General features: G+C 58.7%; 20 protein-coding genes and 1 riboswitch. Of the genes, 4 read left to right on the top strand and 16 right to left on the bottom strand.

Annotation, left to right across the window (positions count from 1 at the left end; all coding sequences use genetic code 11):
- Positions 1 to 54 precede the first annotated feature (54 nt).
- From hpt to pth, 8 genes are all read right to left on the bottom strand, one after another.
- Positions 55 to 594 (bottom strand): hypoxanthine phosphoribosyltransferase, encoded by a 540-nt coding sequence (hpt, locus tag EKM85_RS05020; RefSeq protein ID WP_125585176.1) that lies wholly within the window; start codon positions 592 to 594, stop codon positions 55 to 57.
- The gene (gene tilS / locus EKM85_RS11440) at positions 587 to 1,915 is read right to left on the bottom strand and encodes a tRNA lysidine(34) synthetase TilS (protein ID WP_164510666.1); all 1,329 of its coding nucleotides are present in this window, start codon (positions 1,913 to 1,915) and stop codon (positions 587 to 589) included. Before tilS ends, hpt begins: the two co-directional genes overlap by 8 nt.
- 199 nt (positions 1,916 to 2,114) lie before the next feature.
- A complete protein-coding gene (locus tag EKM85_RS05010; RefSeq protein WP_125585175.1) occupies positions 2,115 to 2,606 on the bottom strand; it encodes a S1 domain-containing RNA-binding protein in 492 nt (163 codons plus the stop codon).
- 129 nt (positions 2,607 to 2,735) lie between these two features.
- Positions 2,736 to 3,101, bottom strand: a complete 366-nt coding sequence (locus tag EKM85_RS05005) for an FtsB family cell division protein (protein WP_125585174.1) — start codon at positions 3,099 to 3,101, stop codon at positions 2,736 to 2,738.
- Between the two features lie 67 nt (positions 3,102 to 3,168).
- A complete protein-coding gene (locus EKM85_RS05000; protein ID WP_125585173.1) occupies positions 3,169 to 3,432 on the bottom strand; it encodes an RNA-binding S4 domain-containing protein in 264 nt (87 codons plus the stop codon).
- Positions 3,433 to 3,434: 2 nt separating this feature from the next.
- Positions 3,435 to 5,009 (bottom strand): putative polysaccharide biosynthesis protein, encoded by a 1,575-nt coding sequence (locus EKM85_RS04995; protein WP_125585172.1) that lies wholly within the window; start codon positions 5,007 to 5,009, stop codon positions 3,435 to 3,437.
- A complete protein-coding gene (gene mfd, locus EKM85_RS04990) occupies positions 4,999 to 8,508 on the bottom strand; it encodes a transcription-repair coupling factor (protein WP_125585171.1) in 3,510 nt (1,169 codons plus the stop codon). The genes EKM85_RS04995 and mfd overlap by 11 nt, the downstream gene beginning before the upstream one ends.
- Positions 8,509 to 8,575: 67 nt before the next feature.
- Positions 8,576 to 9,133, bottom strand: coding sequence for an aminoacyl-tRNA hydrolase (pth, locus tag EKM85_RS04985; protein WP_125585170.1), 558 nt, complete (start codon positions 9,131 to 9,133; stop codon positions 8,576 to 8,578).
- Between the two features lie 360 nt (positions 9,134 to 9,493).
- Here pth and EKM85_RS04980 point away from each other — a divergent pair, with 360 nt between their 5' ends.
- Complete coding sequence (locus EKM85_RS04980; RefSeq protein WP_125585169.1) at positions 9,494 to 10,471, top strand: L-lactate dehydrogenase; 978 nt, start codon at positions 9,494 to 9,496, stop codon at positions 10,469 to 10,471.
- A 127-nt stretch (positions 10,472 to 10,598) separates the two neighbouring features.
- Positions 10,599 to 11,264, top strand: coding sequence for a cyclic di-AMP binding protein CbpA (cbpA, locus tag EKM85_RS04975; protein WP_125585168.1), 666 nt, complete (start codon positions 10,599 to 10,601; stop codon positions 11,262 to 11,264).
- Between the two features lie 84 nt (positions 11,265 to 11,348).
- Here cbpA and EKM85_RS04970 read toward each other — a convergent pair whose 3' ends face one another.
- Positions 11,349 to 11,870 (bottom strand): QueT transporter family protein, encoded by a 522-nt coding sequence (locus EKM85_RS04970; protein WP_125585167.1) that lies wholly within the window; start codon positions 11,868 to 11,870, stop codon positions 11,349 to 11,351.
- A gap of 6 nt (positions 11,871 to 11,876) precedes the next feature.
- A riboswitch (PreQ1 riboswitch) is annotated at positions 11,877 to 11,922 on the bottom strand.
- A gap of 139 nt (positions 11,923 to 12,061) precedes the next feature.
- Here EKM85_RS04970 and EKM85_RS04965 point away from each other — a divergent pair.
- Positions 12,062 to 13,990, top strand: coding sequence for a helix-turn-helix domain-containing protein (locus EKM85_RS04965; protein ID WP_164510665.1), 1,929 nt, complete (start codon positions 12,062 to 12,064; stop codon positions 13,988 to 13,990).
- A gap of 43 nt (positions 13,991 to 14,033) precedes the next feature.
- Here EKM85_RS04965 and alr read toward each other — a convergent pair whose 3' ends face one another.
- The 6 genes from alr to EKM85_RS04935 form a co-directional block, all read right to left on the bottom strand.
- Positions 14,034 to 15,173 carry an alanine racemase gene (gene alr, locus EKM85_RS04960; protein ID WP_125585185.1) on the bottom strand — a complete coding sequence of 380 codons (1,140 nt, stop codon included), beginning with the start codon at positions 15,171 to 15,173 and terminating at the stop codon, positions 14,034 to 14,036.
- A gap of 2 nt (positions 15,174 to 15,175) precedes the next feature.
- A complete protein-coding gene (gene acpS / locus EKM85_RS04955; RefSeq protein ID WP_125585165.1) occupies positions 15,176 to 15,535 on the bottom strand; it encodes a holo-ACP synthase in 360 nt (119 codons plus the stop codon).
- Positions 15,536 to 15,680: 145 nt separating this feature from the next.
- The gene (locus EKM85_RS04950; protein ID WP_125585164.1) at positions 15,681 to 17,189 is read right to left on the bottom strand and encodes a DEAD/DEAH box helicase; all 1,509 of its coding nucleotides are present in this window, start codon (positions 17,187 to 17,189) and stop codon (positions 15,681 to 15,683) included.
- Positions 17,190 to 17,450: 261 nt separating this feature from the next.
- Positions 17,451 to 18,290: a helix-turn-helix domain-containing protein gene (locus tag EKM85_RS04945; RefSeq protein ID WP_125585163.1), complete on the bottom strand. Its 840-nt coding sequence runs from the start codon at positions 18,288 to 18,290 to the stop codon at positions 17,451 to 17,453.
- 148 nt (positions 18,291 to 18,438) lie between these two features.
- The gene (locus EKM85_RS04940; RefSeq protein WP_125585162.1) at positions 18,439 to 19,824 is read right to left on the bottom strand and encodes a UDP-N-acetylmuramoyl-tripeptide--D-alanyl-D-alanine ligase; all 1,386 of its coding nucleotides are present in this window, start codon (positions 19,822 to 19,824) and stop codon (positions 18,439 to 18,441) included.
- 56 nt (positions 19,825 to 19,880) lie between these two features.
- On the bottom strand, positions 19,881 to 20,633 hold the full coding sequence (locus EKM85_RS04935) for a hypothetical protein (RefSeq protein ID WP_125585161.1): 753 nt from the start codon (positions 20,631 to 20,633) through the stop codon (positions 19,881 to 19,883).
- Positions 20,634 to 20,714: 81 nt separating this feature from the next.
- Here EKM85_RS04935 and EKM85_RS04930 point away from each other — a divergent pair, with 81 nt between their 5' ends.
- A complete protein-coding gene (locus EKM85_RS04930; RefSeq protein ID WP_125585160.1) occupies positions 20,715 to 21,359 on the top strand; it encodes an SMI1/KNR4 family protein in 645 nt (214 codons plus the stop codon).
- Here EKM85_RS04930 and EKM85_RS04925 read toward each other — a convergent pair.
- Complete coding sequence (locus EKM85_RS04925; protein WP_125585159.1) at positions 21,356 to 22,009, bottom strand: hypothetical protein; 654 nt, start codon at positions 22,007 to 22,009, stop codon at positions 21,356 to 21,358. The genes EKM85_RS04930 and EKM85_RS04925 overlap by 4 nt on opposite strands.
- Positions 22,010 to 22,098: the final 89 nt, after the last annotated feature.

Genomic DNA, 22,098 nt, shown 5'->3' with positions numbered 1-22,098 from the left:
AACGTAGTGGAAAATTGATTCATACTAATATGATACACCATTCAGCGGCCAGACTCAGCTCGCGTAGATTTCCGGCTTCAAGACCCCGATGTAAGGCAAATTGCGGTACCGCTCGGCGTAGTCCAAGCCGTAGCCAACCACGAACTCGTTTGGCACCTGGGTCCCGACATAATCCGCCTTGACGTTCTTGATGCGGCGCTCCGGCTTGTCCATCAACGTGCAGACCTTGATGGACTTTGCCTCCCGCGTCTGAAAAATCTTGATCAGGTAAGACAGCGTTCTGCCGGTATCGACAATGTCTTCAACGATCAGCACATCCCGGCCAGCCACACTGGTATCGAGGTCCTTGATCACCTTGACTTCGCCTGAGCTTTCGGTGGCGTCGCCGTAACTGGACACATCCATGAAATCGAGCTCAACATAGCTATCCAGCTGCCGCACTAAGTCGGTCATAAACATGATCGCGCCTTTTAAGATGCAAACAACCAGCGGGTTCTTCCCGGCGTAATCTCGCTTCAGCTCCCCGGCCAGTCGCTTGGTGATGGCCGCAATGTCGTCTTGAGAGTAAAGCACCTTCAATATGTCGTCATTCATGCGTTGTCTCATCCTTTGCCTCTGATTTCAATGCTAATACTGCTTGCAGTATATCAGTTTGAGAACCCGCAAACAATTGACGGGGGGCAATTCCCTGGACCCAGTAAACCTGATCACCAAGCGCAGCGACCAGCCGAGTTTCACGTTCGGGCTGAGGGATTTTTTGGTTGATAAAAAAGCGGCGCAGTAGCTGGTGGTGCCCATCAGCCAGCTGCAATTCATCATGCGGCCGCCGCGTTCGCACCGTGAGCGGCTGGTCAGGCACTGCCGCCAGAAAAGTGGCACCGCTTGGCAGCCGGTCAAAGCGGCCGATGGTCAACTGGCCGACCCGGTACCAGCGGCCGGCAGCCGACAGCAGCACGGCCGGCAAGGCGGCCGGGCTACTGTCGGCCACGGTCAACTGGCCGTATGCCGCGATCAGGATGCGGCCTGAAGCCGCAGCAAAACGCTTGGTCCCTTGCCGAGCGTTCAGGGCGCTCAGCACCTGGCTGCGCACTCGCGGGGAGACCCGCACCTGCCAGCGGTCCAGGGCCGTATCCAACAGCAAGGCCTGAACGGCGGGTGCTTCTTGCGTCAATGCGGTCCAGTCGAGTGCCTCACTCGCGTCCTGTGGCAGCATGGCCCTGAGCTGGCGATCAGCCAGGGTCAAGACCGCGGCCAGATCACTGCTAAAGCGTGCCGTATGCGCCAACACCCCCGGGTTAACCGCCTTTAATGCAGGCACTGCATCATGGCGCAAACGGTTACGGGCAAAGCGTAAATCACGGTTACTCTCGTCCTCACAGTATGTTAGTGCGTGGGCCTTCGCGTACGCAATCAGACTTTGCTTTGACAGCGCAAGCAGCGGCCGGATCACGGTCAGCTCCCCCCACTGCCGCTGCGGGCGCATCCCCACCATTGCTGGCAAGCGACCACTACGCGCGAGGCGAAAAAGCACCGTTTCCAGCTGATCGTCGGCGTGGTGCGCCGTCATGATGACCCGCGCCGCGCTGGCGCTTGCCACTTCCTTCAAAAAGGTGTAGCGGGCACTGCGCGCAGCCGCCTCCAGGCCGCTTTGCGGCTGGTCGGCGCGCGGCCAGCGGCCGGCGCGCACAGGCAGTCCGAGCGCAGTCGCCGCCGCGATCACCATTTGCTGCTCGGCCGCACTGCTGGGCCGCAGCTGATGGTCAAACGTCGCCACGGTCAGACTGAGCCTGGCTGGGGGCAACGTGCTGAGAAGATGCATCAAGACCATGGAGTCGACCCCGCCAGAGACGGCAAGAACGACGGGGGCACCTTGAGCCAGATGAAATGGCGCAATCAATTCTTCAGCTGATCGCATCGCCTGCTCCTTTCCGCATGAGATTCACCCTAGCACACTGGGTGCAAGGCATCGTCATACTAAAGACCGATTTCTGACAATGTGTCACATTTTACCGCAGTCAGGATCGTTCAAGCGACCGGGTTATCCCAACGCCGCTGTCAGTATACTGGCCGGGACCTCAGGCACAAAAAAGGCCGAGGCAAGCCTCGGCTTGGAGTTAGCTGCGCCGGCCGCCGCGGCCGCCGCGCTTACCCTCTGTATTGTGCCGCAGGTCGCTGAGCCGCGACTCACTTTCCTTGAGAAAACCAGACATCATCGCGTCAAAGCCTTCCTTCGGGGCCTCTTTGCTGCCGCGATCAAACCCACGCCCAGCGTTGCGCGGCCGACTAGTAAAGCTGCGGCCGCCGTGATCCTCTTGGTGAGGGGCGTGACTCGAATGTGGTGCGTGTGCGCCCTGGGACGCACCGCCGGCCGGCTGATCCACCGCCTTGCGAATCGAGAGACCAATTTTGCCGTCCTTGATGGCCATCACTTTAACGGTGACCTCATCACCAACGCTCAACACGTCGTGGATGTCTTTGACATAGGCATCGGAGATCTCGCTGATGTGCACCAATCCGGTAGTCCCTGACCCCAAGTCGACAAACGCCCCGAAATTCGTGATGCCCGTGACCTTACCCGTTACCTTTTCGCCAACTTCAATCGCCATATAAAAAGATGTCCTCCTGAATGATTTGTGACTCTAAGTATACCACGTGACAACCGCCGCGCAAAAATAAAGACCGAACCACAAGCTCGATCAGGTTCAGTCTCAACCCGCAGCGTCGAAGCTTTGCTGCTATTTTGCATCCGTCTGAACAGACGGCAAGGAGAAAACCACCTCGCCGGGCTTCGACATCAGATAACGCTCGCGCACCAACTTGCCAAGGTACTGCTCGTTGTTGAGCTGATCGATCTTGACGCGCAGGTTTTGCTTTTCGGCCTTGGCCTTGGCCAGGTCTGCCTGCGCAGAAGCCACCGCCGTCGACTGGGTCTTGATGGCATTATTCGTCGTCAACAGTTGGTAACTCCCGACCCCGGTCACGATCACCAAGGCAGCCCCAAACATCATCAGCCTGCGCTTGTGAACACGCAAAGCCGCCCCCGCTTTGTGCGGGCGCGTGGTTGATTGTCGCGGATGCAACTGACTAACGTTTGAAGCCATCAGAACCCCACCTTATCTTACTAATAACACAAGTATAACAAAGCACAAATTCGCAGCGCGTTACAGTTTAGTGACTTTCTTTGAAACTTTCGGCGACGACGGTGTACATCTCCCCCGCTTGGTCCTTTTTCGTGAGTTCGTTCAACGCCGCCACTTTGACCGTCAGGGTCTTATTGCCGAACACGATCACAAGCGTGTCGCCGATGGCCACATCACTACTGGATTTAGCCACCCGGCCGTTGATGGAGATCCGCCCTTTATCGGCGATCTCCTTGGCCACCGTCCGGCGCTTGATAATACGGGAAACCTTCAAGAATTTATCTAAACGCATTATTATTCCTTCCCGAAATGGTGCTGCCACCACTTCATGAACCGTCGTCCGTACGGAATCGCGAGCACTTCACGAACAGTATACAGACGACACAGCGCCCCCACCACCACGAAGAGAAGCACGCCGAGGGGCACGCACACCACGAACACGCGTAAGGTGTCCACCCGGCTGACTGTCGGCATGTGGGCGGCCACCTGGTGCACGGCCTCGCTCATAACCCCCACCACGACCATTAAGCGCAGGTTGAAGCGGCGCGGGTCAAGCCCTTGCAAGTTGCGCGGCAGCTGCAGGTAGAGCAAGCCCGTGATCACGAGCAGACTGAGCACCGTCCCGCTGGCGGCACCAAAGGCCCCGTAGTGAACCGTCAGCCACTCATTGACCACCAGTTTGACCACCACCCCGGCGCCGAGCGCATAACTCGTGTACCGGAACCGGTTGAGGCTTTGGAGCACTGCGTTGTAGGCATTGATCAGCGCCACCAAGATGATACATAAGGTGTACATCCGCAGTGTCCCGGTCAGCACGGTGTCGCCAAACAGCAGCCGGTTAACGCTTGGCATCAGGGCAATCAGGCCCGCCGCCGCGGCCAGCGAAAGGCCAAAATTAAAGCGGATCAGCTGCCTGGCCGTCTGCTGAAAGGCAGCCCAGTGGCCGCGGGCCACCGACCGGCTGAGGCTCGGCAGCAGCGTCGTCGAAAGCGCCGTGGCCACGACCAATCCCAGTTGCACTAGCGGCTGGCCGCGGTCGTACACGCCCTTCAACGCCCGGGCGGCGGCAGGGGCCAGCCCCTGCGCAATCAGCCCGCGCGTGACGGTAAAGGAGTCTACGAGCTGAAGCAAGATCAAAAGCGCCGCAAACAGCGCAATGGAGCCGCCTTCCTTGGCAAATCGCTCCAGCAGCTTCGCATAGGCACTCAGGGAAGTGCGCGGTGTGCCTTGGCCCTTCACCTTTTTGCGGTAAGCCGGCAGGATCACCAGCGTTGCCCCCAGGCCGCCGACAAACGCCCCGGTCATCGCCCAACTCGCCATTTTGTACGGGTCCCACTGTCGGTGCACCGCGATCGCGGCAGCAAGAAGGATCACCCCGACGCGCAGCAATTGCTCCACGACCTGGCTGATCGCCGTCTTGCTCATGTCGAACGTCCCCTGAAAATAGCCGCGGGCAGCCGACAGCAGCGGCATGGTCAGAAACATCAACCCGACGGAGCGAATGATCGGCGCCAGACCTGCATCCGCCATCGCCTGGGCGATCAGATCGGCGCCAAGCTCCAAGGCGGCAAACATGACCAGGCCGATCCCGGTCATCAGCACCAGCGCCCGGTGGGTCACCTCAGCCTGCGCGAACGGGTCTCTGGCCTGCGCCACCTGCTTAGAGATGTATACCGGAAACCCAGAAAGGGCAAACGTCATGCCGATCCCGTACAGCGGGTAGATCTGCTGGTACGCGTAAAACCCGGTATCGCCGACCATGTTTTGAAACGGCACGCGGTAAACTGCACTGAGGATCTTGGCGATCAGACCGCCGAGACTCAAAATCCAGGCGCCGCGCATCAGCGACGACATTTTTTTATTTCGCATTGGCCGCCTCCTGCTGCTGCGCCAGTGCCTGAACAAAGCCGGTCAGCTCCTTGAGCCAGGCACTCACCTTCATGTCCTTAGGCAACAGTAGGGTGACTTGCAGCTGCTGTTCGCCGCTAACTCGTGCTTTCAGCTGGGTTTGGGCAAGAGCGGCAAACAGCTTTTCCCCCGCTGCACTGTCGGCCTTGCCACTGACCACCACGGTCACTTGCTGCCCCGAGCGGCTGATCTTCTCGATCCGGGCTTGATCCGCAAAGCGCTTAAGGCGGGCGACCGCCAGCAGGTTGGCCACCGGCGCCGGGTAATCCCCGAACCGGTCCACAAGGTCGGCTTGAAGCTCACGCTCTTGATCATCGCTGGCGGACTCCCGCACGCGCTTGTACAGTTCGATTTTCTGGGCCGGGTCGGCCACGTAACTATCCGGCAAGTAGGCTTCAATGTCCAAGACCAGTTCGGCGTCGGCCTTGCTGCGGTGGCCCTTTCCTTGCTTCTCCGCCACCGCATCTTGGAGCATTTGAGTGTACAGGTCGTAGCCGACCGCATCGATGAAGCCGTGCTGCTGGCTGCCGAGCAAATTACCGGCCCCGCGGATGGACAGGTCCCGCATGGCGATCTTGAACCCCGAGCCCAGCGCCGTGAAGTCCTTAATGGCGCTCAGCCGCTTCTCGGCCTCCTCCGACAAGACTCGGTTCTGCCGGTACATGAAGTAGGCGTAGGCCACGCGGCTGGAGCGGCCGATCCGGCCGCGCAGCTGGTAAAGTTGCGCCAGGCCGTAGTGGTCGGCATCCTCAATGATCAGTGTGTTGACGTTCGGCATGTCGACCCCGGTCTCGATGATGGTCGTCGTCACCAGCACATCAAAGTCCCCGTGGACGAAATCATAAATCACGTTTTCCAGCTGCGTCTCGGTCATCTGGCCGTGTGCGTACGTCACCGTTGCACCAGGCACCAGGGCCTCGACCGCCGCGACCGTGCGCTCAATGTCGGCCACTTTATTGTGCAGGTAAAAGACCTGGCCGCCGCGCTCAAGTTCCCGCTCGATGGCGGCCTTGATGGCCCCAGCGTTTTGCTCCATCACAAACGTCTGAATCGGGTACCGGTTCGTGGGCGGCGTCTCGATCACGGACAGGTCGCGCACCCCCAGCATGGACATGTTCAGCGTCCGCGGGATCGGCGTGGCCGTCAGGGTCAAGACGTCAACGTTAGCCTTAAGGGCCTTCAGCTTCTCCTTGTGCTTGACCCCGAACCGCTGCTCCTCGTCGATGATCAGCAGCCCCAAGTCATGGTAGTGCACATCCTTGGACAAGAGCCGATGCGTCCCCACCACAATATCCAGCTTGCCGGCAGCCAAGTCGGCCAGCGTCGCCTTCGCCTGGGCCGGCGTGCGGAACCGCGACAGCATCCCCACGTTCACGGGAAAATCGGCAAACCGGTCGATCATGGTGTCGTAGTGCTGTTGGGCAAGGATCGTGGTCGGCACCAAAAATGCGACCTGCTTGCCGGCCTCGACTGCCTTAAACGCTGCCCGGAGCGCCACTTCAGTTTTGCCGAAGCCCACGTCGCCGACCAGCAAGCGATCCATCGGCCGCGCCTTCTCCATGTCCTGCTTGATCTCCTTGGCAGACCGCAGCTGGTCTTGCGTCTCAGGATAAGGAAACTCGGCTTCAAAATCGTGCTGCAGATCGTCATCTGGCGGAAAAGCATACCCAGGTTCCGCCTCGCGTTCGGCGTAGAGCTTGATCAGATCATCGGCGATATCCTCGATCCTGGCGGCGACCTTCTTCTTCGTCTTTTGCCACTCGCTGCCACCCAGTTTGTTGATGCGGGGATGCTTGCCGTCTGCCCCGACGTACTTTTGCACCAAATGCAGCTGGCTCACGGGAATAAAGAGTTTGTCGCCCTTTTGATACAAGATGGTGATGTAGTCTTGGTGCACCCCGTCGACTTCCAGGGTCTGCATGCCGACGTACTCCCCGATCCCATGATTGACATGGACCACGTAATCGCCAGGGTGCAGCTCTGTGTACGAGCGCAAGCGTTCAGCATTGGCGAGTGTCTGGTGGCGGGCGCGGCGTTTGACCTTGGCGTTGAACAGCTCGTGCTCAGTGACCACCACCAGGTGCGCAGTCGGCAGCTCAAACCCATTGGCCAGGCTCCCGGCGACCACCTGCTGGACGCCAGGCAACAGGGCAGTGGGTTCGGAGATCACCGCGTCGATCTCAAACTCCCGCAGCGTTTGGCTTAGCTTGGCGCGGCGGGCCTTTTCGTTCACCAGATAAACGACCGTCTGCTTCTGCTTGCGCCAGCGGTCGGCTTCGGTTTTAAGCAGCGGCATTTGGGAGAAGAACTGCTGCACGTTGCGCGCCGCCAAGTTGGTCAACGACTTCAGGCGAATGTTCCCCATTCCCTTTTGAAACAAGCTGAGATAGAGGTGGGTCCGCCGTTCAGCGTGGTCCAGTTCTTGCAGCGTGGGGGCATTCTGGCCCGTCGCCAGCTTGCCGCCTTCCTGCAAGCTGGCGTACCAATCAGTGGTTTCCTGCAGCAAAGCAACGTCAGCATCCGCCAGCTTCGTGTAGTCGTCGTAAACGACGATCGCGTCCGGGGTCAGGTAACTGCCGAGGCGAGCCGGCTCCCGATACAGCGCGGGCATGTAAAGGGCCAGCGAATCCGGCCGCTCGCCGCGACTCATCTGGTCGGCAACGCTAAGCAAGCCATCAGTCAGTGCCTGCTTGGCTTCCTTAGTCTTCGCCTTAGCTTTGGCCTTCGTACCTTGCGCCGTCAGCAAAGCGCCGGCGGCCTTCACGGTCTCATCGCTCGCCACCAGATCAGTGGCCGGTGGGATCACCACCGCAGTCAGGTTCTCAATGCTGCGCTGGGTCGCCATGTCAAACCGCCGCAGCGAATCCACGGCGGTATCGAACAATTCGATGCGGACTGGATCGTCCTGGTTCAGCGGGTAGACGTCAATGATCCCCCCGCGAATGGCGAACTCGCCGGGTGCCGCGACCAAGTCAACGCGCCGGTAGCCCATGGCACTCAGCTGCCGCGCCACATTGCCCAGATCCAGCTCACTGGCCATGTCGATGGTGAGCTTAGCGGCCTTCCAGACGGCCTTAGGCACCTGCAATCGCTTGATCCCCGCTAAGCTCGTGACCACGATCCCGGGCTGCCCTTGCGTCAACCAATTTAGGGTGTTGATCCGGTCGTTGACCGCATCCTTGGAGCTGACTGCGACCTCAGCGGCCAACACATCCTCAACGGGAAATGGCCACACCAAATCAGCCCCCAGCAGACCCGTCAGGTCCGCCGCGAGCTCATCAGCGTGGTACCGATTGTTTTCAACCACCAAGAGCTGGCGGTGAGTCTGCTTCAACGTCGCCGCCAAAAACAACGTTTTGGCAGAGCCGTCAAGGCCTGTCACCAAGTGCCGCCCGGCGTCGAGGCCCGGCCACAGTGTCCTAAACTCAGGCGCCTGCGCCATCATCTGGATGAGATCCATATTGTCTCCTATCTAACTAAGTCACTGCCAGTCTGCCACCCCCGGCAGGCCACGCGCGAGCGCTCACTTAATTATACTTATTCATCAAGGCATTAAAGTCCATGCCATGGATCCAGTCATCGGCCGCTAACGTCAACTTATCCAGCCCGGCTAGGATCGCGATTTGATCATCCGGCGCAAACGGAGTCAGGACCCAATCCACGACGCGCTGCTTTTGCGGGTGCTGGATCCCAATTTTGGCCCGGTAAAAGCGCTGCGTGCCGAGCACGTTAATGATGGACTTGATCCCGTTGTGCCCGCCAGCAGAGCCCTGGGGGCGGAGCCTGAGCCGGCCCATCGCCATGTCCATGTCGTCTTGAATGATCAGGATCTCTTCTTGCTCGAACTGGTAGAACGCCTTGAGCTGACCCACTGCGCGGCCGGAATCGTTCATGAACGTCTGTGGCTTCACCAGCAAGACCTTCTCCCCATCCACCCAAGCGGTCCCAGTCAGGGCGTTAAACTCCTGCTTGCTGATGGTGGTGTCATACCGCTTGGCCAACCGGTCAATGGCCATGAAGCCGATGTTGTGCTTAGTTTTTGCATACTGACTGCCTGGATTGCCCAGGCCTACGATCATCTTCACAATTTGCCTCCTCGACCTGGCTAAACGCAAAAAAGCGGGAGCTCTGCATGCCAGGCCCGCTATCTGAACCCATTATACCAGAGCAGCCCATGACTTGCGCGCTACCCGCAGGCGGCATGAAAGAACGGTCCCGATGAAAACGCTTCATTTCATCTTGGCAATTTTCCTTTTTCCCACCACCATGCCCCTTGAACGGGATTGGTGAATCATTTCACGAGTCCGCGTCGTGGCGCTCTTTTGCCCGCAGTCATAGGTTAGATTAAGGGACCATTAATTTTCTGGAAATCCGTGCATCAATGAGCGAGTGTGGTATACTTCAAGATGAATTGCACACTGCACATATGAAAGGATGGTATCACCGTGGCAAATGCAAAAAAAGATCACCAAAAAGTAATTCTTGTTGGTGACGGTGCTGTTGGTTCCAGTTACGCTTACGCAATGGTATTGCAGGGCATCGCCCAAGAAATTGGGATCGTTGACATCTTTAAGGACAAGACAAAGGGTGACGCGATTGACTTGAGCAACGCGCTTCCGTTCACTACCCCAAAGACGATCTACTCTGCTGAATACAGTGACGCTAAGGATGCTGACCTGGTTGTTATCACCGCCGGCGCTCCTCAAAAGGAAGGCGAGACCCGTCTCGACTTGGTCAACAAGAACCTGAAGATCTTGAAGTCGATCGTTGACCCAATCGTTGACTCCGGCTTTAACGGCATTTTCCTGGTTGCTGCTAACCCAGTTGATATCCTGACCTACGCAACCTGGAAGCTTTCCGGCTTCCCGAAGAACCGGGTCGTTGGTTCTGGTACTTCTCTGGACACTGCCCGCTTCCGTCAGTCCATCGCTGAGATGGTCGGCGTTGACGCCCGCTCGGTCCACGCTTACATCATGGGTGAACACGGTGATACCGAGTTCCCTGTATGGAGCCACGCCAACATCGGTGGGATCAAGATCTCTGAATGGGTCAAGGAACACCCAGAAATCGATGAAAGCAAGCTGGTTGAGATGTTCGAAAACGTGCGTGACGCCGCTTACGAAATCATCAAGCTGAAGGGCGCGACCTTCTATGGGATCGCCACTGCCCTGGCCCGCATCTCTAAGGCCATCCTGAACGACGAAAACGCCGTTTTGCCGCTGTCCGTTTACATGGACGGCCAGTACGGTCAGCACGACATCTTCATCGGCTCTCCGGCCGTGATCAACGCCAACGGGATTTCCAGCATTCTTGAAATTCCTCTGACCGACCACGAACAGGAATCCATGGACAAGAGTGCAAGCCAGTTGAAGAAGGTCATTGACGACGCGTTCGCCAAGAACGACATCGAGACTCGTCAGTAATCCCACTCCAGTTCAGTAAGCGTCGCCCGCGGGCGGCGCTTTTTGTTTTCAGCGCGAAGCTGATGCTGTGGTATGATAAAGCAATGAGAATTGCTCGCGAACACTTGGGAAATTTGGAGGAGTCACCATGCTGATTAAGTCACTGGTTCAAAAAAAGGACGACCTGACCACCGTCAAGGAAACCGTCACCCTGGCGGAGGCGCTGACGACCTTGGAATCATCCGGGTTTCGCTGCGTCCCCATCGTGGACGAAAGCGGCCAGATCTTCCGCGGCAACATTTACAAGATGCATATTTACCGCCACAAGTCTCAAGGCGGTGATATGTCGCTGCCCGTGACCTACCTGCTCAAAAACGCCACCAAGACCATTCCGATCGACGCCCCGTTCTTCAAGGTCTTCTTTAACATCAAGGACCTGCCTTACATCGCCGTACTGGATGAGAATGCAAACTTTTACGGCATCCTTACGCACTCACGGCTCCTGGCAATGCTGTCGGAGTCTTGGAACATCGACGTGGGCTCGTATGTGCTCACGGTCATGTCCGCCGGCGAGCGGGGCGACTTGGCGGCGATGAGCAAGATCCTAGCCAAGTACGTGTCCATCTCTGGTTGCCTCACTCTGGACGCCAAAAAGGAAGAAATCGTGCGCCGCACCCTTTTCACGCTTCCTGCCGGCATCGATGAGGCCACGCTGAACACCTGCGTCGCCAAACTGGAGCGCAAAGGCTTCCGCGTCGCCGAGATCGATGACCTGCAAAGTGGCCAACCCCTGCGCGTCGACGAAGAGCTGTAACGCCCCCTAACTAAACCGCATGAAAAACCGCCACTGCCTTCAGCCCTTCCTGAAAGCAGTGGCGGTTTGTTTAGTTGCCTAAAGTTAGCTGATGCGCTGGGAGAAGCGCACAGCCCGATCGATCGCGTACATGATCGGCCAAGAGATCAGCATGATAACCAGCTCCGACAGGATCAGTTCCCCAAGCGTCAGCATCGATGCCCCGCCGAACCAGGTCATGTGGGCGGTCAAGACGATCTCGATCCAGATCAAGAACATGGTCAGGCTCATGCTGCAGACGGTCAGGAGCTGCCGCTGCCAGACCTTCGCAAGGCGCGGCCCGACCAAGGCGACCAGCCCCAACCCCAGTAGGCTTTGACCACCGCCGAACAGGACATCCAACCAGCCCATTGGGGAAAATAGTGCGTTGTAGAGGACGACGCCGACCAAGACGCCATAGAGATACTTGCGGTTGAACGCGACGAGGTGATTCAGCGCCTCAGAGATGCGAAACTGGATCGCCCCACTGGCGAGGTTGAACACCCCGGGAAAGTATGACAGCACCACATAGATGGCCGCAACTAGCGCGTTGATCACAAGCGTCCGGGTGCGCGAATGTGTTTGCATAAGAATTGCCTCCTAGTTTTTTTACGTGGGATGGATTACGAACCACGACTCCCCAGTTTCCCATGAATGCCCGCAGCTGTCCACTGCATCGTCACATTTCTGAAAATGATTGTTCATCGCCTTCATTATGCCGTACACTGAAAGGGAGTGGTGTCATTCGCCACAAACATCTCAAAGAAAGCAGGCATACGATGACAGAAGCAACAGCTTACCGACTGAAACAGATCATGACTCAAGAACATCTGAGTTTGACCCAGGCGGCAAAGCAGATCGGGATCTCAGCTTCCAGCATGCGCAAAGTGCTGAAAGACACCCCGATGAGCCGGCCGATCACGTTTAAGATCAACCGCTTCATCGACGAGCACCCGGTCCAACAGTCTAAGAATAGTTTTACCATCTTCGACTCCGCCGAAGAAGAAGCCCAGTCAGCAGCGCCTAAGGCCACCCAGCCAGCAGCGACGCCGAAGCCAGAACCAAAAGCACCCCAGAAAACGGACCAGCAAGCCACTCGGAAGCCGGACCAGAAGGCACCACAGCAGGCAGCGCAGCAGCCAGTAGCCAAGCCGGCTAAGCCCAACAGCAAGCCGGCTGCTCAACAGCCTGCCGCAGACGAGTCTAAGCCGACCAAACAGCCGCGGCGGCGCGGCCGGCGCCAGCCGGACAAGAGCCAACCTGGCACGCAGCAAAACAAGCAGAGTCAGCAAAATCAGCAGAAGCGCAATTCACAACCAGCGCAGTCGCATGAGCAGCCTAAAGCCCAGCCTCAGCAACCGGCCAAGCCGGCTGAACAAGCTGAGGCTAAACAGCAGAGTCGCCGCAACCGCAGGGCCGAAGCACCTCAAAAAGACGCCCAAGCCAGCAACCGGCGGCGCCCTAACCGGTCGGCCGAACAGCACCAGGACAAGGCGCGCAAGCCAGCTCAGGCGGCCGCCTCAGAACCGCAGGCCAAGCAGGCCGCACCAAGTTCCGCAGCCGTTCAACCGGCCTTAGCAAGCAGCAATGCTGCTGAAGCGATCAGTGTGCCAGCCGCCAAGGCGCCTAGCACCGCGCCAGCATCTACCGCGCCGCAAGCAACCGATCACACTGACAGTCACCCGGCCCGTCAAGATCAGACCATTTTGATCTACATGGACGAATCATTTGGCGGCGGGTCCGACTACCAGCGTAATATGTCGATTGGGGCGACGGTCGTCGATCCTGATGACGAGCAGGCGCTCATTCCCTTCATGCAGACACTGTACCCATTCGGCTGGCAGCCGGGTGATGAAGTCAAAGCCCGCGGCAAGGCGCGCGAACAGCTGGAAGCAATGCTGCGCCACGCCAACACCGACCGGGTCTTGACCTACGCCGTCTACTCCCCGCTCTCGGATACAGGTAATTTCTCGCTGAGCTTCGGCATCTTGTACCCTTACGTGGCCGCCCTGATCCGGATCTTGAACGCACTGCCAAGCGCACCAACCAAGGTGCGAGTGGCAATGGATCAGCGCAGTGAGATCACCGATGAGCAGCTCGCAATGGCCGCCCGCATGCTTCACGCTTACGTGAAGGCCCAAACCGGTCGCGACGTGATCTTCATGTTCCGGACGACGGATTCCAAGCAGACGATCGGTGTCCAGTACTCCGACTTTGTCTCCCACGCCGCCATGATCTTTGGCCCCGACCAGATCGCCAGCACCGGTATTCACAAGCTCCCGGCAATTGGCACGCAACTGGGCGATCAGCTTCAGCTCTTCGCCATGGTTGGTCTTCAGAAGTACTTGCTGAACGACGGCCCGAGCCAAGACGACGCGCCAGAGCCGTTTAAGAATCCGCTGCTGAACGCCGCCGACCGCATGACCCACCTGGCCGAAAAGGCCGCAGACATGCAGGACGCGCCTGAGGAGACGTTTGCTCAAGGTAAGCTGGTCGTCAATCAGCTGCTGCAAATCGCGCCCAGTTCCGTTTCCGGCGCGATCAACAAAATGCCGTTCCAGAACTGGTACGATATTCTGGCCCGCACAGCGGCAATTCTGCACTACACGGATGAATCCTTACCACCATTTAGGATCGACCCGGACGCCATGCAGATCGCGACCGACGCCTTAAATACCATTCAGGCCCTGCTCGCAGGGGCCCGCTAACACAGAAAAATCGCCTCGCATGATGCGAAGCGATTTTTTTGTGTCACGCAGTCGGCTGATTCGCGATGGAAACGCGCGGCAGCCGCTCGCTCAAGCCGCAGGCGATCTCGTAGTGAATCGTGTGGGCGTAATCTGCGACGTCCTGAAGCGTGATCTCGCGCTCGCCGCTGCGGCCGACCAGCACGACCGGCGTGCCGGTGGGCAGCTGATGCGGCAGCCGGATCATGAACTGATCCATGCAGATGCGGCCGACGATCTCACATTCCTCGCCTTCGACAAGCACGTGGAAGCCTTGCAGCCGGCGCTGCCAGCCATCGGCGTAGCCCATCGGCACCGTCCCGATCCACTCGGTTTGCGGCGCATGGTAGGTCGCCCCGTAAGACACCGCCTCGCCGGCCGCGATCTGCTTCACGAAGCTGAGACTGGACACCACGCTCAGTGCCGGCGCCAGCGGGTAAGGCAGCGTCTCAATTGCCCGGCCAGAGGGGTTAAGCCCGTACATCGCCACGCCAAAGCGAACCAAATTGCAGTCGCACGCCGCATGCCACAAACTAGTGGCAGAATTAGCGACGTGAACGTAGCGCGGCCGCTCAGGCAAGGCCGCCAAGAACTGATGGAACCGGGCCACCTGCAAGTTAAAGTAGGTGGGATCTGGGTCATCCGCGGTGGCAAAATGAGTAAACAACCCGGTGATCTCGATTTGCGAAGAGGCCGCCTGCACCACCCGCACCGCCGCCTTGATATCTTCCAGGTGGCGGAACCCGATGCGGCCCATGCCGGTATCTAAGGCGAAGTGCACGTGCAGCTTGGGCAGGTCAGCCGCGTTCAGCCCTGCGATCGCCGCCGTCAGCCACTCGCTGCTGCCGACCGGCACGGCGATGTGGTTAGCGGCGGCGATCGCAGCATACTCGGGCTCGATGATGCCCAGCACAAGGATCGGCAGTGTGAAACCCGCCCGGCGCAGCGCCAGCGCCTCGTCCAGCACTGCCACACAAAAGCCGTTGGCCCCTGCCGCCTGGGCCACCCGCGCGACCCGCAACAAGCCGTGCCCATAAGCGTCCGCCTTGACGACCGCGAACAGGTCCGTCCCCTTGGGCAAGCCAGTTAGGGCGTGCGTCAGGTTGTGCGTGATCGCCGCTTCGTTGATCAACACCCGACTGGAACGCAGCGTTGCTGTCACCATACTCATTTGTCCACCTCCTCAAGGATCACCTGGGTCATGACCAGGTGGTCCGTGTGGGAAATTGAAACCAGCGCCGGGCCAGCGAAGGGATGCTTGGTCACAACCGGCTTGCCCGCCTCATCATCCAGCGTCTCGATCGCGTGCAGGGCAACTTGGCCGATGCCTGTTCCGTAGGCTTTGGCGTACGACTCCTTGACCGAGAACCGCCCCGCCAGGTACTCGATTGCCCGCTTGCCCGAAAATTGGGCATAAGCGGCCAACTCAGCTTCTGTCAGGACCTTTTCCGCAAACCCCGGGGTCTTTTCCTGCGCCTGCTTGATGCGCGCCAACTCCGTCAAATCGACGCCAATGCCATAAATCATGCCGTCACAACCTTTCTGGTTTGATTATAAGCTAGCCCTTGGCCCTTGTCGCCCGCCTCTGCCTGAAACTTGGTCACGCTGAGATGAGGGAATCGCGCCTGGTAAGCCAAAAAAGACTCAGGCCATTAGCCTGAGTCCGTGATCCTTATTTGCTCCGGAAAGTGCGCTTGGCGCCCTGACGCTCCGAGCGCTTTTCTGAAAAGCGGTGCGACTTGTCAAAATCACGCTTGCCACGGGAGTTGCTCCGGCCACCGCTGTGGCTGTTGTTACCCCGGTAGCCGGAGTGACCATTGCTCTTGCCGCGGTAACCACCATGACCGCCGCCGTGATGCGGCAATGGCCGTTCTGGGGTGATCTTCACCGGCACCGCGCTGGCGTCGTCCGGGCTTACCGCCTTGATGTAGGCGGAAACCAGATCGAGGGGGGTGTACTGTTCAAGCAGGCCCTCGGCCATCGGCTGGAATTTCTCCAATTCGTCCTGGTCTGCCAGCTGCGCCTTGATGGTTTCAAGTCCAGTGGAGACCTGGCCGATGAAAGCTTCCTTTTCTGTCGGTGGCTTAAGCGGCGTCATCCGCTTCTTGGTCAAGTCCTCGATCGTGCGCAGGTACTCGACCTCGTTCGGGGTCACCAGCGTCACTGAGACCCCCTTGCGCCCTGCCCGGCCGGTCCGGCCGATACGGTGCACGTATGAATCAGGGTCTTGGGGAATATCATAGTTGTACACGTGGGTGACCCCGGAAATGTCCAGGCCCCGGGCCGCCACGTCGGTTGCAACAAGGAAGTCCAATTCGCCGGCCTTGAACTGCCGCAAAACGCTCATGCGCTTTTGCTGGCTCAAGTCGCCGTGGATGCCTTCCGCCTTGTAGCCGCGCGCCTTCAGTCCGCGGGTCAGCTCGTCAACGCGCCGCTTTGTGCGGCCGAAGATCAGCGTCATTTCCGGTGACTGAACATCGAATAACCGCGTCATGACGTCAAACTTCTCGTAGTCCTTGGCCCGCACGTAGTACTGGTCAACGGTGTCGGCGGTGAGTTCCTTTGACTTGATCTTGACGGTGATCGGCTCGTTCATGAACTTGTTGGTCAAGCGCATGATCTGGGCCGGCATCGTCGCGGAGAACAGCAGGGTCTGACGAGTGGCAGGCGCCTGCTCAACGATTTTTTCAATGTCATCGATGAAGCCCATGTCAAGCATTTCGTCGGCTTCGTCCAGCACCAAATGCTTCAGGTTGGCCAGCTTCAACGTGTGCCGGCTAATGTGATCCAGCAGGCGGCCAGGCGTCCCCACGACGATCTGCGGGCGATCAGCGAGCCCGCGGATCTGCCGGCGAATGTCGGCACCGCCGTAGACGGCCTGCACCTTGATGTGCTTGTCTGTCCCCAGGCGGTAGAGCTCTTCTTGAGTCTGGACGGCCAGCTCACGCGTGGGCGAGATGACTAACGTCTGCACTGAGCGGTCTTCCTTGTCGATCATTTGAAGCAGCGGCAGGCCAAACGCGGCCGTTTTACCGGTCCCCGTCTGAGCCTGGCCGATCACGTCCTTGCCCTGAAGGACCAGCGGGATGGTTTGTTCTTGAATCGGCGTTGCCTCTTCAAACCCTGACCGCTTAATGGCCTTGAGCAGATCGTGATCTAAACCTAGTTCGGTAAATTTCAAACAGTTCCTCCTTGAAGCGAATGCTTCACTCGTTTACAAATCAGAGCGAAGTGTGAGGGCCCTGTATTTGTAAAAATTATCGTATTAGACATGCCTTTTCTGAAAAAGCATCTGGACTAGCTTACCATGAATGGGCCTGATGCACAAGCAGAAGCGGCCACGGCCATAATTGAACGCCTCATGGTGGCAAAGTGCGCGCGGCGCCACCCGGTTCTCACATTTCAAAAAGCCCCGGCGTCTTGCCCCGGGGCTGCACCTCATTTAATTACCCAGCAAGCTCACCAGGGTCGTTGCCGAAAGAAATGGCATAAACTTCCGCGCGTTCTGCCCATCCCCCAGCCGGCTCAGCTGTTGCACATGGGCGGCCAGCACGGGCTCAGAAACAAACGGCGCAAGCGCCGGTAAATCAGCGGCGGTCAAGTCAGCCTGGGCCCGCGTCCTAAACAGCTCATCCACGGCGGTGCGTGACAAGAACGGCAGCAGCTTTTTGATGGCGGTCAAAGTCCCGCTACTTTTCGGCAACCGCTGGGCAAGCGCATCGTTCGCCGCTGAATGGCGAAACGGTGCCAGCTGAACCAATACTTGCAGATGATCCTCGTCTTCGGGCACGCCGGCGGTGATCACGGCCTCAAGGTCCGGGGCCCCCAGGAACGGCGCGATCGCCACCAGCAGCGGGGCAAAATCCGGGGTATTAAGCTGCGCCATCACTTTTTCCTTCAGCGTGGCACTTCCCAAAAACGGCGCAATTTCCTTCAAGGTGGCCATTGTCGGCGAAAGGGCGGCCACCTTTTCTTCGACCTGCGCAGGCTTCATCACCGGCGCCGCCTCTGCCAAGGTCCTGGCGTCCACCGCGGCGTCATCATTCACAATGGTCACGGTGCGTGCCCCCTCTGCGCCAATCAGGTCATCAAGATTCAGCCCCAGCACCGCCGCCAGCTGCGCATACTTATCGATATCCGGCAGGGATTGACTGCGTTCCCAGTTGGAGACGGCCTGATAGGAAACGTTGAGTTGGTCCGCCAACGCACTTTGGGTCATGTTCTTCGCCTTGCGGCCGGCCGCAATCTGCTGGCCGATGTGACGTGCATCAAAAATTTGCATTCTTTTTTCCTCCTTGCGGGTCGCGCGTTTATTTAACGCTGTCTTCAGCCTAATCGACCGACCCAGGTTTGCCTATCAACCAGCGCTTGAGTTGCCGCTTGAGTGCTAGATTAGACACAAAAAGCGGCGCTGCGCCGCTTTTAATGAATTATTCTGCGCCTTCGATCAGCGCCTGCAGGACCTTCTCCAAGTGCAGGCCGTGGCTGGCCTTCAGCACCACCAAATCGTCATGGACAATGCTGTCCTCCAGCGCCACGATCAGCCCGCGCTGATCAGCCTTGGGGAAGTAATGAAGGTGGTCCGGTGCGTACTTTGCAGCCAGCGCCTCTTTAAGGGCCACGATTTCGTCCCCGTAGAGATAGACGTCTTGGATCTTCGCCGGGTCCAGCGCAGCAGCCACGCTTGCATGCAACTGTGCACTGGCTTCACCGAGCTCCAGCATGTCCCCAAGTACGGCAATGCGGCGGCCCGAACACGGGAACTGCGCGAAATCGGTCAGCACGGCCTTCATCGCCGTCGGGTTGGCGTTGTAAACGTCTGACAGGATCGGCTCGCCGGCATCACCGGTCACCCACTGAGTCCGGTTCTTCGTCACCGGGAAGTCCCGGAGTGCCGCCTGAATGGCCTCCGGCTTAACGTGAAAGCGGCGTCCGACCAGGATCGCCGCCAGGGCATTGGCCACATTCCATTCCCCCATCAGCGGAATAGAAAAGCGCAGATCCGGCCAGCGGGACAGGGAAAAGTCGGTCCGGGTCTCGCCGGCTTCGATCTCTCGCGCGTAAAGCAGGTTGTCCGGATTAAGACCAAAGGTTTTCTGCTCCTGCGCGACGGCCTTGGCGCGTTCGCGAAGCAGCGGCTCGTCGCCGTTGTATATAAAGAGCCCGTCTTCCTTTAGGCCGTCGGTGATTTCCATCTTGGCGTCCGCGATCTTATCGCGCGTCTTGAAGAACTCGATGTGGGCCTCACCGATCATTGTGATCACGGCCACGTCAGGTTCTACTAGCTTGGAGAGCACATTCAGTTGGCCGGGCCGATCCATCCCCATCTCGACGACCAGCACCTCGGTGTTGGTGTCCATGGAAAGGATGGTCATGGGCACGCCGATCTCATTATTATAGTTATCCTGCGTCTTTATGACGTGGTACTGCGTAGCCAAAACCGCCGCAGTCATGTCCTTAGTCGTGGTCTTGCCGTTGCTGCCAGTGATGGCGACCACCTTCGGATTCACTTTCATCAGCAGGTAGTAGCGCGCAAGCTCGTTCAGCGCCTTCATTGGGTCTTGAACGACCAGCTTCGGCAAGACGGTCGCCACCGGCTCGTGCCCGGATTTGAACAGTGTGGCCACCGCACCGGCACGCTCAGCGGCCCCGATGAACGCATGGCCGTCGCGCTCGCCTTCGATTGGAATGAACAGATCCCCCGGGTGCAGCTTTCGACTGTCGAAAGCGACCCCCGTAACGGTCGGTGCGAGCGCGTCTGGCACGTGATAATCCGCGCCAATGACCCGGGCGATCTCACTCAACTTCATTTTCATTTATCCGTCCCCCACCTGTTTTTGAACACAGCGCTAATATTGTAGCGCAGTGGCCCTTATTCCGCCACCTCTTTCAGTCGCAGGTGCCACTGATTCGTGGCCCGCTGCAAGCGCACCGTGCCGACCCCGGCCAGTCCATCCTGATCTAACGGTTGGGCAAAGACGAACCGCCGCTTGACCCGATAAAGCGGCACGGCCACCTCGTCCCGGGAAAAACTGGTCCGCGAGAAGTCCATTAAAACGCCGTCCTCGAACAAGGGATACAGCCTAGCCAGCACCTTGGTCGTCACCGGGGGAAAGTGTTGGGCGCGCAGCCGCAGCCAGAAGGGTTGATCGTTGGCCGCTAGCCGCAAGTGCCGCACCATCCCCACCGCCAATGTCGCACTGAACCGCTCCAGGGTCCGAAAATACATCGTGACCTGACCGTCTTTCAAGGGCAAAAAGACGAGCTCGTTTTGCAGCTTGTAGTAAAATGGCGGGGTGATGTGGGTTTTAGCAAACCCCAAATAAAGCAGCTCCGCGACCTCAGTGGGCAAAAGATCACGCAGGTAGCTGGCGTGTTTATAGTCAAGCCAGCTGCGGGTGCGTGCGCCCTTACTCCGCAGAAACGTCGTCACTGCCGCCTCCCCTGAGATCTCATTCAGGCCGGTGTGCGGATCGATGAATTCATCTTCATCGACTGGCGGCAGCAGCAAGAGATGGCGAAAGCTCGCCGGTGATGCGTTTAGGACGTCGCTAGCTGATAGTCCTGCCGTTTTGAACATGTTCGCCAGCGGCTCGTAATGAACGTACACAATATTATTTCGCAAGTTTCTCCACTCTCCTGCCCAATTATACTGCTTTACTGCCCGTTCCGCCCGTCGATCTCGCCTTCTGGAAGGAGGATCTCCATGTCCGCAATCTCAATGCTTGCTTGGCCCGAAGAAGTCACGCCGATCACGGGACTGCCGACCATTCCAGCCGCCGCTCCCGTTCCCGCTGCCTACTTCGCGCTGGTCGAAAAAGGCCAGTGGCCCCGCCAGTTTTTCTGTCCAACCAAAGAGCCGACCAGCGAATCGCTGACCGGCGTCTCGATCCATGCCCTTGCCGCGGTGGGGCCAAAAATGGTCTCGCCACTACCAGCGCACTTATTACCCTTCGCCAAAACTGGCGCGCAGTATTGGTGTTTTGATCTGAACACACCCGGGCCGGCGATCCGTTACGTCGACTGGGAAGTCGATCAGTGGCTCACGGTTGCCCCAGACTGGCCCGGGTTTTTGGCCCAGCTCACCTGGCAGCCGCCACTTCTGCCGCCAGCGCCGAGCCCTCAGGAGTTCGCCCACGCGGCACTGGTCTGCGATGCGGCGGCCTTACCCGGCCTCTTGGACTTCGCCCGCACTGCGCTTTCAGCAGAAACCTACGGGCAATGGCTCGTCCACTGGGTCAAGCAGCCGGGGCTCGAAGCCCTGACGCGGACCGAAATCGCCTTTGCCAGGCAGTACCGGTGGGCCGAGTTCTCCGCCCCCCTTAAGGCCCAACTCAGCACGCTGAGTTAGCGGCTGAACTTGAATGCATCCAAGAAAGCAACGTCTTTTTTGCTCTGGAAGTAGGCCAGCAGGGCCAAGCATAAGGCGCCAAAAACGTCGGCAAACAGGTCCCCCATGGTGTCCATCAGGGCCGCCCGCCCGGCTAGTGCCACGCCGCCGGCCATGTAGCGCTGCATGTTAAGGCCCAACAGGCCATCGAAGGTGAACTCATAGAACTCCCAGAACACCCCGATCGTGGTCCCAAACGTGAAGGCAAACAAGGCGATCAGCAGCGGGCTGGTCGTTTTCAGGCGGGCCTTAGGCGTCAGTGCACAGAAAATCGCGATCCCAAGGCCTGCCAACATCGAGGCAGAGAACAGATGCAGGAACTTGTCCCAGTACGGGATGTTGTAGAACTGCATCCCGGTTCCCAGCAGCACCGAGCAGAGAATGAACACCTCGTAGATCAGCTTCAGCACCAACGGAAAGCGAAAATGAAAGAGCCGCTCGCTCCCCAGCGGCAACAGACTCAGCAAGAGCCCCGCCGTCACCTGCCCGAGCAGTCCCGCCTGGCCGGGGTAAATGGGCGTCCCCATCATCAGCTTGGGCAGACACACCGCCACGTACAGCAAGGCGCCGACAACGTTTGCGACGTACAACCATTTCAATAGTTTTGTCATATTGACTCCTTTTGCTTTCAGTCTACTGAAAGCCAGGGCCCTTTGGCAAGCCGCGGCAGGCGTGACCCCGCCAACTCACAGTCAGTGAA

Source organism: Lacticaseibacillus jixianensis (assembly GCF_003946485.1).
GTDB classification, from domain to species: Bacteria; Bacillota; Bacilli; order Lactobacillales; family Lactobacillaceae; genus Lacticaseibacillus; species Lacticaseibacillus jixianensis.
Note: the sequence above shows the minus strand (reverse complement) of the source record. Positions and strands in the feature narration are given on the sequence as shown.